We start from the raw sequence: 14,732 nt of genomic DNA on the forward strand, positions 1-14,732 counted from the left end.
CTATCCACGCCCGGAGACATCGAGCGCCGCGCGAGCGGCAGCGGCCGTCGCGGCGGCGTCGTGGCCCGCGGGAACGGTGACCCCGTCCTCGTCAGCATCCAGCGGCTCGAGCGTCGCGAGCTGGGAGGCGAGCAGGCTGGCGGGCATGAAGTGGCCCTCGCGCTGCGTCATCCGTCGGGCGAGCTCGTCGGGTGCGACCTCGAGGTGCACGAACCGCACGCGCCCGCGGGCCTCACGCAGCACGTCGCGGTAGGCGCGGCGCAGGGCGGAGCAGGTGGCGACGGTCGAACGGCCGTCGTCGGCGTTCGCGCTGAGCTCGTCGCGGATCGCGGCCAGCCAGGGGGCGCGGTCGTCGTCGGTCAGCGGGATACCGGCGCGCATCTTGGCGACGTTGGCGGCGGGGTGCACGTCGTCGCCCTCGAGGAACGACCACCCCAGCTCGTCGGCCAGCAACCGGCCCACCGTCGACTTCCCGGTCCCGGACACCCCCATCACCACCACGTGCTCCGCCACGCCCCACACCCTGCCACGTCGCGGTCGCCGTGACCGCAGCGCGCCGTCGCGGTGGCGTCAGTCACAGGGCGCATCCTGCCGGAGCCGCCGCCAACCCGCCCCACTTGGGACAGAAGTGCCCTTCTGGGACGCGATCGGCGTCACACCCGTTCACTCACGTCACAGGTGGGGCGGGTTGGCGGCGCCGCCCGCGGCCGGGCCGTCCGGGGGCCGGAACTAAACTCGGTCGGTGCCTTCCCTCGTCGTCGACACGACGCCGCTTCGCATCAGCCCGCCGTTCCGCCGCCTGTGGTGGGGGCTGTCGATCTCGAACCTCGGCACGCAGCTCACGGTCGTCGCGGTGGGCCTGCAGGTGTACGACATCACCGGGTCCACGTTCTCCGTCGGCATCCTGGGGCTGTTCGCGCTGTTCCCGCTGATCGTGTTCGGGCTGTACGGCGGGGCGATCAGCGACCACTACGACCGCCGCAAGGTGGCACTCGTCGCATCGCTGGTGAGCTGGGTGGTGATCCTCGCGCTCGCGGTGCAGGGGTGGGCCGACAACCAGCAGGTGTGGATCCTGTTCGTGCTGGTCGCGCTGCAGTCGGGCGCCAACGCGGTCAACTCGCCGGCGCGCGGCGCGATCATCCCGCGGCTGCTGGATCCGAAGCTCATGCCCGCGGCCAACGCGCTGCAGGCCATCGGCTTCCAGACCGCGCTGACGGTCGGCCCGCTGCTGGGCGCCGCGCTGGTGGCCGCGTTCGACTACGGCGTCGCCTACACCGCCGACGCCATCTTGTTCACCTTCGCGCTCAGCGCCGTGTTCCGCTTGCCGCCGGTCCCGCCCGAGCCGTCGGAGAACCGTCGCAAGCGCGTCGGGCTCGGGTCGGTGCTCGACGGCCTGCGCTACCTGGGCACGCAGCGCAACGTGCGCATGACGTTCGCGGTGGACCTCATCGCGATGGTCGTGGCGATGCCCCGAGTCGTGTTCCCGGCCGTCGGGATCTGGTACCTGGGCGGCGGCGCGACGACGACCGGCGTGCTGACCGCCGCGATCGCGGTCGGCGCCGTGACGTCCGGCCTGTTCTCGGGCGGCCTCGCGCGCGTGCGCTGGCAGGGGCGCGTCATCACCGGCGCGATCACCGGCTGGGGGCTGTCGGTGACGGCGTTCGGGCTGGTGCTCGTGGCGGTGGGTCGGGACAAGCCCGACCACGTGCTGTGGGCCGCGCTCGCCATCGCGTGCTGCACGCTGGTGGCCGCCGGGGCGTCCGACGAGATCAGCGCGATCTTCCGCCAGACCATCCTGCAGACCGCCACGCCCGACGACATGCGCGGGCGGCTTCAGGGCGTTTTCCTGGTGGTCGTCGCGGGTGGCCCGCGCCTGGGTGACCTGTGGATCGGGTCGATGTCCGAGTGGGTGGGCGAGGGGTGGGCGGTCGTGATCGGCGGCGTGCTGTGCGTGCTGCTCCTGTGGCTGCTGGTGCGCAGCCAGCGGTCGTTCTGGAACTACGATGCGCGCCACCCGGTTCCCTGACCTGCTGTTCTCCTGACAGCCCGGCGGATCGATCCGCCCGCGGGCGTACCGCGGACGCGACCACGGGTGGATGCACGTCGCGACCGGAGGGGGACGACGCGGCGGGCCGCCGGCGGCGATCGTGGTCGGTATGACGATCTACGTGCACGGCCGCTCCGAGGGCCAGCTCCGCCGGCGTCGGCGCACGACGACGGTCGTCGTCGTGCTCGTCGTCGCCGGGCTCCTGGCGGGTGGCTGGCACCTCGGGTCGACGGCACGCGCCGAAGCGGACGACGCCTCGGCCGCGCCCGTGTCCGCCGCGGAGGCGGTGACGCTCACGTCGGCGCAGAAGGCCGCGGCGAAGCGCGCGGTCGCCCGAGACCCGCAGCTCGCGGCGCTGGACCGGACGCTCGCGCTGCGGTTCGCACGCGCGCAGGTCGCGGCGGCGGCCGACGGGGTCACGCTCACGCTGACGTCGGGCAAGCGGAGCGCCGCGAAGCAGGACGAGCTCGTCGCCGACGCCGTCGAGAAGTACGGCAGCACCGCGAAGGCGCACCGGTTCGTGCTGCCGCCGGACAAGTCGTCACACGTGCAGGGACTGGCCGTGGACGTCGGCCCCACCGAGGGTGCGCTCTGGCTGGGTGAGCACGGGCTCGCGTTCGGGCTGTGCCGCACCTATGCCAACGAGGTGTGGCACTTCGAGAAGCTGCCCGCCGGCCGGACGACGTGCAAGAAGATGCATCCCGACTCGTCGTGGGGGTGGTGACCGGACCAGAACCTGGGGTCGCACGCGCCGGAGGGGGCGTGCGCGGCCGACGACGACACGAGGGCGGGTGTGGTGCGTGGACCTCCCACGCACCACACCCGCCCTTCGTCCTGCTCAGGCCTGATGTGCCCAGGCCTGCCGTGCTCACCTCACGAGCACAGGGTCCCGTTGAGCGTGAAGCTCGTCGGCGCGGTGTTGGTGGCGCCGAAGCCGCCGTTGAACCCGAACGAGGCCGTCCCGCCCGCCGCGATCGAGCCGTTCCAGGCCGCGTTGGTGACGGTCACGTTGCTGCCGGACTGCGTGGCGGTCGAGCTCCAGGCCTGCTGGATGGTCTGGCCGCTGGGCCAGGTCCACTTGAGCGTCCAGCCGTTGATCGCGCTGCCCAGGTTGGTGATGGTGACGTTGGCCGTGAAGCCGCCCGGCCACTGGTTGGGTGCCGAGTACGCCACCTTGCAGCCGCCCGTGGGGGTGGTCGTCGGTGTGGTGGTCGGCGTGGGTGTGGGGGTCGTCGTGGTCGTGGGCGTGGGCGTGGGCGTGGGCGTCGGGGTGACCGTCGGCGTGGGGGTCGGCGTGGGTGTCGTCGTCGGGCTGCTCGCGTTCAACGCGTTCAGGACGGACGTGTACGCCGACTTCTTGTTGCCGCTGTTGTCGAAGAGCAGCGGGTTGGCGCCCGTACGCCACGAGTCGGAGTCACGCACGCCCCAGACGGTGATGCCCTTGCACGCGCTGACCGCCAGGCACGCCTTGGTCACGGCGGTGTAGATGGCGTCCTGGCTGGAGCCCTGCTGCACGTCGAGCTCGGTGATCTGCACCTCGACGCCCAGGTCGGCGAAGCGCTGCAGGTTGGCCTGGTAGTCGGACGGGACCGACGTGTTGAGGTGGGACTGGAAGCCGACGCAGTCGATGGGGACGCCGCGAGCCTTGAAGTCCTTGACCATGTTGTAGACGGCGGTGCTCTTCGCGTTGATGCCGTCGGTGTTGTAGTCGTTGTAGCAGAGCTTGACGTTCGGGTCGGCGGCGCGGGCGGTCTTGAACGCGACCTCGATCCAGTCGTTGCCCGTCCGCTGCAGGTTGGAGTCGCGGCGGTTGCCCTGGCCGTCGTCGGCGAACGCCTCGTTGACCACGTCCCAGGCGTACAACTTGCCCTTGTAGTGGGTCGCGACCTGCGTGATGTGGTTGACGAGCGCGCTGCGCAGCGCCGTGCCGGACAGGTTCTGCATCCACCCGGGCTGCTGCTGGTGCCAGGCGAGCGTGTGCCCGCGCACCGGGATGTTGTGCTGCGTCGCCCAGGTCAGCAGCGCGTCGCCCTGCGTGAAGTTGAACTGGTTCTGCGACGGCTCCGTCGCATCCATCTTCATCTCGTTCTCGGGCGTGATCATGGTGAACTCGCGTGCCGCGATGGCGGCGTACGTCGAGTCGGAGAGCTTGGAGGGCGAGATCGCCGCGCCGTAGTAGCGCCCGGTCTGCGCGGCTGCGCCACCGAGCGTGGTCGAGGCCGCCTGCGCGGGTGCGGAGACGGCGACGGCGGCGACGACCGCGCTCGCCGTCAGGGTCGCGGCGGCCAGTGCCAGCCGTCCGCGTCGTGGTGTGCTCATGGAGGACCTCTCTGTGGGGCGCCGTACGGTCGGGGCCGCACGGGCCGCTGTCTCGGCGGTCCTCGTCGACCGCCGGGCCGGCTCGTGGTTCCCCACCCCGGCCGACGGTTCACGCTGGCACAGCGCGGCCCGCCGCGAGAGGGAGCTAAACGATTAGTTCGATATCGATATCGAACGGGCGCGCAGGTTGCTGCGCGCGGCCGGTCCCGGGAGGGAGGCAGACGGAGCGGATGGTTGGCCGCCGGCGCGGTGGCCGCCGGTGGGCGGGTGGGCGGCGGCGAGGGGGTCAGGGCTGGGGGCGCGTGCGGTCGTGCTCGACACACTCGGCCAGCTCGGCGGCAGCGACCGCCGCCCCGCCCGTCGCCGACGGAGACTCGGGCTCGATCGCGTCGTGGACGTGGCCGTCGTGCCGCCCGCGCAGGGTCCGGTAGCCGGCCAGCACCGCGATCACCGCGACCGCCGCCGACACCATCGCCACCCGGAACCCGCCGTGCGACCCGTGCGCGTCGATCTGCGCCCCGGCGATCGACGACCCCACCGAGACCCCGACCCCCAGCGAGGTCCCCACCCAGGTCAGGCCTTCGGTCAGCCGCTCGGGCGCGACCAGCTGCTGCACCATCCCGTTGCCGTTGATGAGGGTCGGCGCGATCGCGAACCCGGTGACGAACATGACCGCCGCCAGCACGGGCAGCGAGTGCACGAAGAAGAAGAGCGTGACCCCGGCCGCGAGCGCCACGGTGCCGGTCGCGAAGCGCTGGTGCAGCGGCCGTTTCCAGTGCCGCGTGCCGTAGAGCAGGCCGGACAGCAGCGAGCCGGCGGCGAAGACCGCGAGCACGGGGCCGGCCAGGCTCTTCTTGCCGGCCTCGTCGGCGAACGCGACCGTGGACACGTCGTTGGCGCCGAACAACGAGCCCATCCCGACGAAGACCAGCATGAGCACGAGCATCGCCGGGTTGCGCAGCACGGACCCGCGGGGCCGCGGCGCGTCGGCCGGCGCGACCGGCGGCTCGGTGGCCCGCAGCGAGCAGAACCAGTACCCACCGACGACCATCGCGACCAGGGGCACGACGAGGCCGGCCGACGGCGTCACGCCCGTGGCCAGCAGCGTCGCGGCCACCGGGCCGATGACGAACACGAGCTCGTCGAGCGCGGACTCCAGCGAGTAGGCGGTGTGGATGCGTCGCTCGTCGTCGCCCAGCAGGAACGACCACCGCGCGCGCACGAGCGACCCGAACGACCCGATGGCCGCACCGGTGACGGCCGCGGCGACGTAGAGCACGGCCTCGGGCGCGGACAGGACGGCGGCCGTCACGAGCCCGACGAGCCCGACGGCGGCGACGCCGACCGCGGGCCGCATGATCCGCGCCTGCCCGTACCGGTCGACGAACCGCGCGAGCTGGGGCGAGCAGACCGCCTGCGCCACGACGTACACGGCCGAGACGCGCCCGGCCAGCCCGTACGACCCGTACAGCGACTGCACCATGAGCACGATCCCGATGCCCACCATCGACATCGGCAGGCGCGCCAGGGTCCCGGCGGCCGAGAAGCGGAGCGCGCCGGGGCGCGACAGCACGTCTTTGTAGGGCCCCAGCACCCGCCCAGTCTGTCATCCGTAGCGCGTGGTCCGGCTGTCGGGGGCAGGATCGACCGCATGGACATCCATGTGACCGACGTTCCCGACGAGAGCCGTTATGAGGCCCGCGACGGCGACGGGACCTTGTTGGGCATCAGCGTGTACGACGTCGTCGACGGGACGGTCGCCTTCACGCACACGGAGGTCGACGAGGCCGTCGAGGGCAAGGGCGTCGCGTCGACGCTGGTCCGGGCGGCGCTCGACGACGTGCGGGGCAGCGGCCGCCGCGTCGCGGCGCTGTGCCCGTACGTGAAGTCGTGGATCGAGCGCCACCCGGACTACCAGGACCTCCTCACGACGCACCCCTGAGCCACGACGTCCGAGCAAGTGGCTGCAATGGCAACCACGTGCTCGGACGTTGTTGGGGAAGGGCGGTCAGCGGGGTGTGCGCACCACGCGGACGGCGCCGGCGGGGACCTTGAGCGCGCCGGTCAGCGTGTCGCCGCTCAGCAGCTCGGTGCCGGTGGCCGGGATCTCGACGGGCTCGTCGCGGTGGTTGATGGCCACCGTGAACGTGGCGTGGTCGCTCTCGCGGTGCAGCACCTCGACGCCCTCGGGCAGGCCGGGGGGCGTGATGCCGGCGTCGCGGTAGGCGGCCGCCAGCACAGGCGCGAGCGCCGCGACGTCCAGGCGGGTGGACACGTACCAGCCGTGCCCGGAGCCGTGGGTGTGCCGGGTGATCGCCGCCCGGCCTGCCGCGGGGCCGTCGACGTAGCTCGCGACGACGTCGGCACCGGCCAGCGCGATGTCGTCGGCCCACACGTCACCCGTCAGCTCGCTGCCGGACCAACCGACGTGCACGCGCTCGCCGGCGCGCAGCGGCAGGAACTCCTCGACGCTCATGCCGAGCGCGTCGCGCAGCGGGGCGCCGTAGCCGCCCACGTGCACGGCGTCGAACTCGTCGACGACCGCGGAGAAGTACGACACGACGAGCGTGCCGCCGCCGGCGACGTACCGGGTCAGGTTCTCGGCGCCGGCAGCCGTGAGCAGGTACGACGCCGGCGCGACGACCAGCGGGTAGCGGGACAGGTCGTCCTCGGGGTGGGCCATGTCGACGGTCAGCCCGTCGCGCCACATGCGCTCGTGGAAGGCGGCGACGCGCTCGCGGTGGTCGAGGTCGTCCGACGGACGCCACTCCAGGTCCTGCGCCCAGAACGATTCCCAGTCCCACAGGATCGCGGCGTCGGCTCGCGTGCGGGAGCCCAGCACGGGCGCCAGGCGCCCCAGCTCGGCACCCAGCTCGACGACCTCACGCCACACGCGCGACGACGTCCCGGTGTGCGGCAGCATCGCGGAGTGGAACTTCTCCGCCCCCGAGCGGGAGGCGCGCCACTGGAAGAACAGGATCGCGTCGGCGCCGCGGCCCAGGTGGGACAGCGAGTTGCGGCGCATCTCCCCGCCGCGCTTGGCGACGTTGCGCGGCTGCCAGTTCACGGCCGACGTGGAGTGCTCCATGAGCATCCACGGCTTGCCGCCGGCCACCGAGCGGGTGAGGTCGGCGGCGAGGGCCAGACCGACCTCGGGGTGCTCGTCGGCCGCCGTCAGGTAGTGGTCGTTGGACACGACGTCCACCTCGCGCCCCCAGGCCCACAGGTCCGTGGCCGGGCAGGACGCGGCCATGAAGTTGGTGGTGATCGGCACGGACGAGTGCGCGCGGATCGCGTCGCGCTCGGCGATGTAGCACTCGCGCAGCGCGTGGTCGGTGAAGCGCGCGAAGTCGAGGCGCTGCGCCGGGTTGACCGCGCTCGCGGCGACCGACGGCGCGCCGACGTGCGCCCACTCGCCGTAGCGCTGACCCCAGAACGCCGTGCCCCACGCCTGGTTGAGCGCGTCGAGCGTGCCGTAGCGGTCCTGCAGCCAGGCGCGGAAGGCGGCGGCCGACGAGGGCGAGTAGTCGTCGGACACCGGGGCGCCGTACTCGTTGTGGACGTGCCAGAGCGCGATGGCCGGGTGTTGGCCGTAGCGGCGGGCCAGCTCGGTGGTGATGCGGACGGACGCGGCGCGGTACTCGGGCGACGAGGGTCCGGCCATGCCGCGCGAGCCGAAGCCCAGCACGGTGCCGTCGCGCGTCACGACCCGCGCCTGCGGGTAGGTGGCGAAGAACCACGCGGGCGGCGAGGCGGTGGGCGTGCCCAGGTCGACGCGGATGCCGGCGGCGTGCAGCAGCTCGATGAGCTCGTCGAGCCAGGCGAAGTCGAACTCGCCCTCGCGCGGCTCGAGCAGCGCCCAGGAGAAGATGCCGATGCTGACCAGGTTGACGCCGGCCTCGTGCATGAGGGCGATGTCGGTGTCCCAGACCTCGCGCGGCCACTGCTCGGGGTTGTAGTCGCCGCCGTAGGCGATGCCGTCGAGGCCGAGGGGCCAGGACGGCGTGTGGGGGCCGGGAGCGGCGCGCATGACTCTCCATCGGGTCAGTGGTCAACGAACGGGCTGTGCGCGTTCCCAGCACTGGGACCGTTCACAACGACGAGATAACACCCTGGAGGCCGGTGTTGACAAGTCCCCGACGATCGGGGCTACTGTGACCGGGCACAGGCAAGGCGTCCCAGGACGCCACCCTCCGTCGCAAGGCTGCGACGGACCATGACGAGGAGGTCAGATGCGCCTGCAGTCAGGCATCAGAGTCGCGGCGGTCGTTGCCGCAACCGCACTGCTCGCCACCGGATGCACGTCCGGCGACGACGACAGCACCACCCCCAGCGCAGGCGCCAGCACCACCGAGAAGGCCGCGAAGGTCGACCTCACGTTCTGGACCTGGGCCCCGGGCATGGACGAGGTTGTCGCGGCGTGGAACGCCGCCAACCCCGACATCCACGTCACCGTCAACAAGCAGGACGGCGGCGACCCCGCCGTCACCAAGCTGCTGACGGCGATCAAGGCAGGATCGGGCGCGCCCGACCTGATGCAGACCGAGTACCAGAAGATCCCCACCCTGGTCGCGGCCGACGCGCTCGCCGACATCAAGGGCGACGTGAGCGACGACCTGTCCAGCCACTTCGCCGACGGCACGTGGCAGTCGGTCACCCTGGGCGGCGACGCCGTCTACGGCATCCCGCAGGACTCCGGCCCCATGGAGTTCTACTACCGCGAGGACATCTTCAAGAAGTACGACCTCAAGGTCCCGACGACGTGGGCCGAGTACGCCGACGTCGCCGCCGAGCTGCACAAGAAGGACCCGAAGGCCTACCTCGGCACGTTCTCCGCCACGGACGCGGGCTGGTTCACCGGCCTGACGCAGCAGGCCGGCGCCTCCTGGTGGGGCATCGACGGCGACGCGTGGTCGGTGGACATCGACAGCGCCGCCTCCCAGAAGGTGGCCTCGTACTGGGGTGACCTGGTGGAGAAGGGCGTCATCGACAACAAGCCGATGTACACGCCCGAGTGGAACGCCGCGCTCAACGACGGCACGCAGGCCGGCTGGGTCTCCGCGATCTGGGCTCCCGGTGTGCTGGCGGGCAACGCCGCCGACACCCAGGGCAAGTGGAAGATGGCGCCCATGCCGCAGTGGAACGCGGGCGACGACGCCACGGGCAACTGGGGTGGCTCCGCCACCTCGGTGACCAGCCAGTCCAAGCACGCCGAGGCGGCCGCGAAGTTCGCGGAGTGGATGAACACGAGCCAGGACGCGGTCAACATCCTGGTCTCCAAGGGCGGCCTCTACCCGGCCGACCTGCCGGCTCAGGCCCAGGCGCTGTCGGAGCCCCCGGCGTTCTTCCCGAACCAGCCCGACTTCTACACGACGGCCACGGACATCGCGAAGTCCGTGCAGCCGTTCACGTACGGTCCGAACGTGAACGTCGCGTTCTCGGCCTACAACGACGAGTTCGGCAAGGCCGCCGAGTCCAAGAAGGCCGCCGACTTCCTCACCGCGCTCACCGCGATGCAGAAGACGACGGTTGACGACCTGAAGAACTCCGGGTTCAACGTCAAGGAGTGAGACCGTCGCGGGTGGCCGCCCGATCCCCCGGGCGGCCACCCCGCACGCTCGTCGAGCCTCCCGTCGAGAACCGCATTCCCTCGACAACCGCAGCCCGCCCCACCCCGACAGGAGCCAGGACGTGACCGTCCAGACGCCCACCACCAGCGCCCGCCCCGCGCGGCGCAGGAGCGGCAGGTTCGCCCCGTACGTGTACCTCGCGCCGGCGATGACGCTGTTCACCCTCTTCCTCGCCCTGCCCATCGGCTACGCGATCTACCTGAGCTTCCGCTCGGTCAAGGTCAGCGGCCTGGGCCTCGGCAAGGGGGCCCGCACGGAGGTGTGGGCCGGCTTCTCCAACTACTCGCGCGCTCTCACGGACCCAGACTTCATCTCGTCTGTGATCCGCGTGGGCATCTACGGCCTCATCCTGGTCCCGACGATGCTGGGGCTCGCGCTCCTGTTCGCGCTGCTGCTCGACTCTCGTCGTACGCGCGGCCGCGGCTTCTCCCGCGTCTCGATCTTCCTGCCCTACGCCGTGCCCGCCGTCATCGCGTCGCTGCTGTGGGGCTTCCTGTACCTGCCACGGGTCAGCCCGTTCTACTACGTCTTCGACAAGCTGGGCTGGGACGTGCCCGACGTGCTGTCGTCGCCGTGGATCATCTTCGCGATCGCCAACATCGGCCTGTGGGGCGGCGTCGGCTTCAACATGATCGTCATCTACACGGCGCTCAAGGCCATCCCCACCGAGCTCTACGAGGCCGCCCGCCTGGACGGCGCCTCCGAGGTGGCCATCGCCTGGCGGATCAAGATCCCCGTGGTGATGCCCTCGCTCATCCTCACGTTCCTGTTCTCGATGATCGCGACGCTGCAGGTCTTCGCCGAGCCGATGACCCTCAAGCCGTTGACCAACACGATCTCGTCGACCTGGAGCCCGCTCATGAAGGTGTACCGCGACGCCTTCACGCGCGACGACATCTACTCCGCCGCCGCGACCTCGGTGATCATCGCCGTCGCCACCTTCGCGCTCTCGTTCGGCTTCCTGCGTCTGGTGCAGCGCCGTGCCTTCAGCCAGGAGAACAGCTGACATGACGACCCTCACGCTGACGCCCGTCAAGAACCCGCCCCAGGTCCGCGCGACGACCGGCGCGACCGGCCCGACGAACAAGCGCAGCACCACGTCCACGCTGGTGCTGCTGGTGGGTGCCCTGTACTGCCTGCTCCCCGTGGCGTGGGTGCTGATCGCCTCGACGAAGAGCGCCGGCGAGCTGTTCTCGAGCTTCACGTTCGCGCCGTCGACGCACCTGTGGGACAACATCCAGGACCTGTCCGCCTACCGCGGCGGCCTGTTCTGGCGGTGGATGGCCAACACCGCGCTGTACGCGGGCGTCGGCGCCCTGCTGTCGGTGATCGTCTCCGCGATGGCCGGCTACGGGCTGGCCAAGTTCAGCTTCGCGGGCAAGAAGGCCATCTTCAACGTCATCCTGGCCGGCGTGCTGGTGCCCGGTGTCGTGCTCGCCATCCCGCAGTACCTGCTGCTCGCCCAGGTGGGCCTGACCAACACGTATTGGTCGGTGCTGCTGCCCAGCATCATCAGCCCGTACGGCATCTACCTGGCGCGCATCTACGCGGCGGCCTCGGTGCCCGACGACGTCCTCGAGGCGGCCCGCACCGACGGCGCCAGCGAGGCGCGCATCTTCACGCGCATCTCCGTCCCGATGATGGTCCCGGGCCTCGTCACGGTGTTCCTGTTCCAGTTCGTCGCCATCTGGAACAACTACATGCTGCCGTTCATCATGCTCGGCAACGACCGCCTGTTCCCCATCACCGTGGGGCTGTCGGGCCTGCTGAACCAGGGTGCCTCGCAGCCGGCCATGTACACGGCCGTCATCACCGGTGCGCTGCTGTCGATCATCCCGCTGATCGCGCTGTTCCTGCTGCTGCAGCGGTACTGGCAGGTCGACCTCGCCGCGGGCGCGGTCAAGGCCTGATCGCCCCTAGAGTTCACTCGACATGGAACCGACAGGAGCTGGGCGCAAGCGCCCGACGATCCGCGACGTGGCGGCCGCGGCCGGCGTGTCCCGCGGCACGGTCTCGCGCGTCATCAACGGCGGGCACTGGGTCTCGCCGCAGGCCCTGGCCGCCGTCGAGGAGGCCATCGCCAGCACCGGCTACTCGCTCAACCAGCACGCGCGCAGCCTGGCCACCGGCCGGTCCAACTCCGTCGCGTTCCTGCTCACCGAGGCCCAGCACCTGCTGTTCGAGGACCCCAACTTCTCCATCCTGCTGCGCGGCGCCGCCACGGCGCTCGCGGCGCGGGGCATGCCGCTGCTCCTCATGGTGGCCGGCACCCCGGCGGAGCAGAAGCAGGTGCTCGACTACGTCGGCGCCGGGCACGTGGACGGCGTGCTGCTCATCTCCTCGCACTCCGGCAGCCCCGTCCTGAAGTCGCTGATCAAGCAGGACATCCCGACGATCGCGTGCGGCATCCCGCTGGGCTTCGAGTCCACCATCGGGCACGTCGCGGCCGACGACCTGGGTGGCGGTCGCCGCATGACGAGGCACCTGCTGGACCGCGGACGCACGCGCATCGCGACGATCACCGGCCCCCCGGACACGTCGGGCGGACGGCTGCGCCTGGAGGGTTACCGGGCCGAGCTCGGCGACGCGTACGACGAGAGCCTCGTCGTGCACGGCGACTACTCGCGCGCCAGCGGCGCCGCGGGCATGCGCGAGCTGCTCGAGCGCCGTCCGGACCTGGACGCCGTCTTCGTCGCCTCCGACCTCATGGCCACCGGCGCGCTGCAGGTGCTCCGCGAGTCCGGCCGCAGCGTGCCGGGCGACGTCGCGGTCGGCGGGTTCGACGACTCCGGCCTCGCGGCCACGCTGGACCCCGCGCTGACGACGATGCGCCAGCCCCTGGAGCGCATCAGCTCGGAGATGGTGCGCCTGCTCCTCGACGTCGTCGACGGCGCCGACCCGGCGGCGATCACCCTCCCGACGACCCTCGTCGTCCGCGAAACCACCTAAGACCCCAACGTCCGAGCAAGTGGCTGCTATAGCGACCACTTGCTCGGACGTTGCTGGTGTGCCGGTCAGCCCTCCAGGGCCGCCGAGACCACGTCCTTGGCCTCCGCCTGGACCTGCTTCAGGTGGTCTTCCGACACGAAGCTCTCGGCGTAGATCTTGTAGACGTCCTCGGTCCCCGACGGGCGCGCGGCGAACCAGGCGTTGGCGGTGGTGACCTTGAGGCCGCCGATCGACGCATCGTTGCCCGGCGCCTTGGTCAGGCGCGCGGTGATCGGGTCGCCGGCGAGCGTCGTCGCGGCCACCTGCTCCGGGGAGAGGGCAGCGAGCGTGGCCTTCTGCTCGCGCGTCGCCTCGGCGTCGATGCGGGCGTACCAGGACTCGCCGAACTCGTCGACCAGCTCGCGGTGCCGCTGCGAGGGGGACTTGCCGGTGACGGCCAGGATCTCGGACGCGAGCAGGCACGCGATGGGCCCGTCCTTGTCGGTGGTCCACACGGTCCCGTCCTTGCGCAGGAAGCTGGCCCCCGCCGACTCCTCGCCGCCGAACCCGACGGACGCGTCGATCAGCCCGGGCACGAACCACTTGAACCCGACCGGCACCTCGATGACGCGCCGGCCCAGCCGGGCCCCCACACGGCTGATCAGGTCGGACGAGACGAGGGTCTTGCCGATGCCCGCGTCGGACGGCCACTGCGGACGCGCGCCGCCGTACAGGTAGTCGATCATCACGGCGAGGTAGTGGTTGGGGTTCATCAGCCCGCCGTCGGGCGTGACGATGCCGTGCCGGTCGGAGTCCGCGTCGTTGCCCGTCGCGATGTCGTACGGCGCAGGCCCGTCGCCGGCCGTCATGCGGTTGACCAGCGATGCCATCGCGTACGGCGACGAGCAGTCCATGCGGATCTTGCCGTCCCAGTCCAGCGTCATGAACGGCCAGCGCGGGTCGGCGACCGTGTTCACGACGGTCAGGTCCAGCCCGTAGCGCTCGCCGATGACGCCCCAGTACTCGACCATCGCGCCGCCCAGCGGGTCGGCCCCGATGCGGACGCCGGCGGACCGGATCGCGTCGAAGTCGATGACCGTCGCCAGGTCGTCGACGTACATCGTCAGGTAGTCGTGCTTGCGGACCGTGGCCGCGCGCGCGGCCTGCTCGTACGGGACGCGGGGGATCGAGCGCCAGCCCGACGCGAGGATCTCGTTGGCGCGGTCGGCGATCCAGCCCGTCGCCTCGGAGCCCGCGGGGCCGCCGTGCGGCGGGTTGTACTTGAAGCCACCGTCTGTGGGCGGGTTGTGCGACGGGGTCACGACGATGCCGTCCGCGAGCCCCGGCCCCTGCGTGCGCACACCCTCCGACGTGCCGGCGCCGTTGTGCCGCAGGATCGCGAGGCTCACGGCGGGCGTGGGGGTGTAGGAGTCGCGGGCGTCGACGTGCACCTCGACGCCGGCCGCGGCCAGCACCTCGAGCGCCGTGCGCTGGGCCGGCTCGGACAGGCCGTGCGTGTCGCGGCCGATGAACAGGGGGCCGTCGGTGCCCTGGCTGCGGCGGTACTCGATGATCGCGGCGGTGATGGCGACGATGTGCGCCTCGTTGAACGCCTTCTTGAACGCGGACCCGCGGTGGCCGCTGGTGCCGAACACCACCTTCTGGTCCGGGTTCGTGACGTCGGGCTCGTCGTCGTAGTACGCCGCGACCAGCGCGTCGACGTCGATCAGGTCCTCGGGCAGGGCAGGTGTTCCGGCGCGCGGGTGCATGCCTCGATCCTCCCGCAGCCGACGCCGATTTGCAGCCCC

The 14,732-nt window shown here is 71.4% G+C and carries 12 protein-coding genes; 7 read left to right on the forward strand and 5 right to left on the reverse strand.

From position 1 onward, the window contains the following. Window positions 1-492 carry a gluconokinase gene (locus IC607_RS09635; protein ID WP_191787737.1) on the reverse strand — a complete coding sequence of 164 codons (492 nt, stop codon included), beginning with the start codon at window positions 490-492 and terminating at the stop codon, window positions 1-3. A gap of 250 nt (window positions 493-742) precedes the next feature. Between IC607_RS09635 and IC607_RS09640 the strand changes: the two genes are divergently transcribed. Both IC607_RS09640 and IC607_RS09645 read left to right on the forward strand, forming a co-directional pair. Further along, window positions 743-2,026, forward strand: a complete 1,284-nt coding sequence (locus IC607_RS09640) for an MFS transporter (RefSeq protein WP_191787180.1) — start codon at window positions 743-745, stop codon at window positions 2,024-2,026. 130 nt (window positions 2,027-2,156) lie between these two features. Beyond that, window positions 2,157-2,771: a M15 family metallopeptidase gene (locus IC607_RS09645; RefSeq protein ID WP_191787181.1), complete on the forward strand. Its 615-nt coding sequence runs from the start codon at window positions 2,157-2,159 to the stop codon at window positions 2,769-2,771. 149 nt (window positions 2,772-2,920) lie between these two features. Here the strand turns inward: IC607_RS09645 and IC607_RS09650 are convergent, their stop codons facing one another. Together IC607_RS09650 and IC607_RS09655 are read right to left on the reverse strand one after the other, a co-directional pair. Further along, window positions 2,921-4,366 (reverse strand): endo-1,4-beta-xylanase, encoded by a 1,446-nt coding sequence (locus IC607_RS09650; RefSeq protein ID WP_191787182.1) that lies wholly within the window; start codon window positions 4,364-4,366, stop codon window positions 2,921-2,923. 286 nt (window positions 4,367-4,652) lie between these two features. Further along, on the reverse strand, window positions 4,653-5,960 hold the full coding sequence (locus IC607_RS09655) for an MFS transporter (RefSeq protein WP_191787183.1): 1,308 nt from the start codon (window positions 5,958-5,960) through the stop codon (window positions 4,653-4,655). 57 nt (window positions 5,961-6,017) lie between these two features. Here IC607_RS09655 and IC607_RS09660 point away from each other — a divergent pair, with 57 nt between their 5' ends. Beyond that, window positions 6,018-6,308 (forward strand): GNAT family N-acetyltransferase, encoded by a 291-nt coding sequence (locus IC607_RS09660; RefSeq protein ID WP_191787184.1) that lies wholly within the window; start codon window positions 6,018-6,020, stop codon window positions 6,306-6,308. Between the two features lie 66 nt (window positions 6,309-6,374). On the opposite strand, the gene IC607_RS09665 is transcribed toward IC607_RS09660, so the two are convergent. Beyond that, window positions 6,375-8,396: a beta-galactosidase gene (locus tag IC607_RS09665; protein ID WP_191787185.1), complete on the reverse strand. Its 2,022-nt coding sequence runs from the start codon at window positions 8,394-8,396 to the stop codon at window positions 6,375-6,377. A 202-nt stretch (window positions 8,397-8,598) separates the two neighbouring features. Between IC607_RS09665 and IC607_RS09670 the strand changes: the two genes are divergently transcribed. From IC607_RS09670 to IC607_RS09685, 4 genes are all read left to right on the forward strand, one after another. Continuing rightward, entirely contained in the window at window positions 8,599-9,936 is a 1,338-nt protein-coding gene (locus IC607_RS09670; protein ID WP_191787186.1) for an ABC transporter substrate-binding protein, read from the forward strand. 121 nt (window positions 9,937-10,057) lie between these two features. Further along, complete coding sequence (locus IC607_RS09675; protein ID WP_370526119.1) at window positions 10,058-11,002, forward strand: carbohydrate ABC transporter permease; 945 nt, start codon at window positions 10,058-10,060, stop codon at window positions 11,000-11,002. 1 nt (window position 11,003) lies between these two features. Beyond that, entirely contained in the window at window positions 11,004-11,906 is a 903-nt protein-coding gene (locus IC607_RS09680; protein WP_191787187.1) for a carbohydrate ABC transporter permease, read from the forward strand. 22 nt (window positions 11,907-11,928) lie between these two features. After that, window positions 11,929-12,945, forward strand: coding sequence for a LacI family DNA-binding transcriptional regulator (locus IC607_RS09685; protein ID WP_191787188.1), 1,017 nt, complete (start codon window positions 11,929-11,931; stop codon window positions 12,943-12,945). Window positions 12,946-13,010: 65 nt separating this feature from the next. Here IC607_RS09685 and pgm read toward each other — a convergent pair whose 3' ends face one another. Further along, a complete protein-coding gene (gene pgm / locus IC607_RS09690; protein ID WP_191787189.1) occupies window positions 13,011-14,693 on the reverse strand; it encodes a phosphoglucomutase (alpha-D-glucose-1,6-bisphosphate-dependent) in 1,683 nt (560 codons plus the stop codon). Window positions 14,694-14,732: the final 39 nt, after the last annotated feature.

The organism is Cellulomonas sp. JH27-2 (assembly GCF_014837175.1).
In the GTDB taxonomy this organism is placed as follows: Bacteria; Actinomycetota; Actinomycetes; order Actinomycetales; family Cellulomonadaceae; genus Cellulomonas.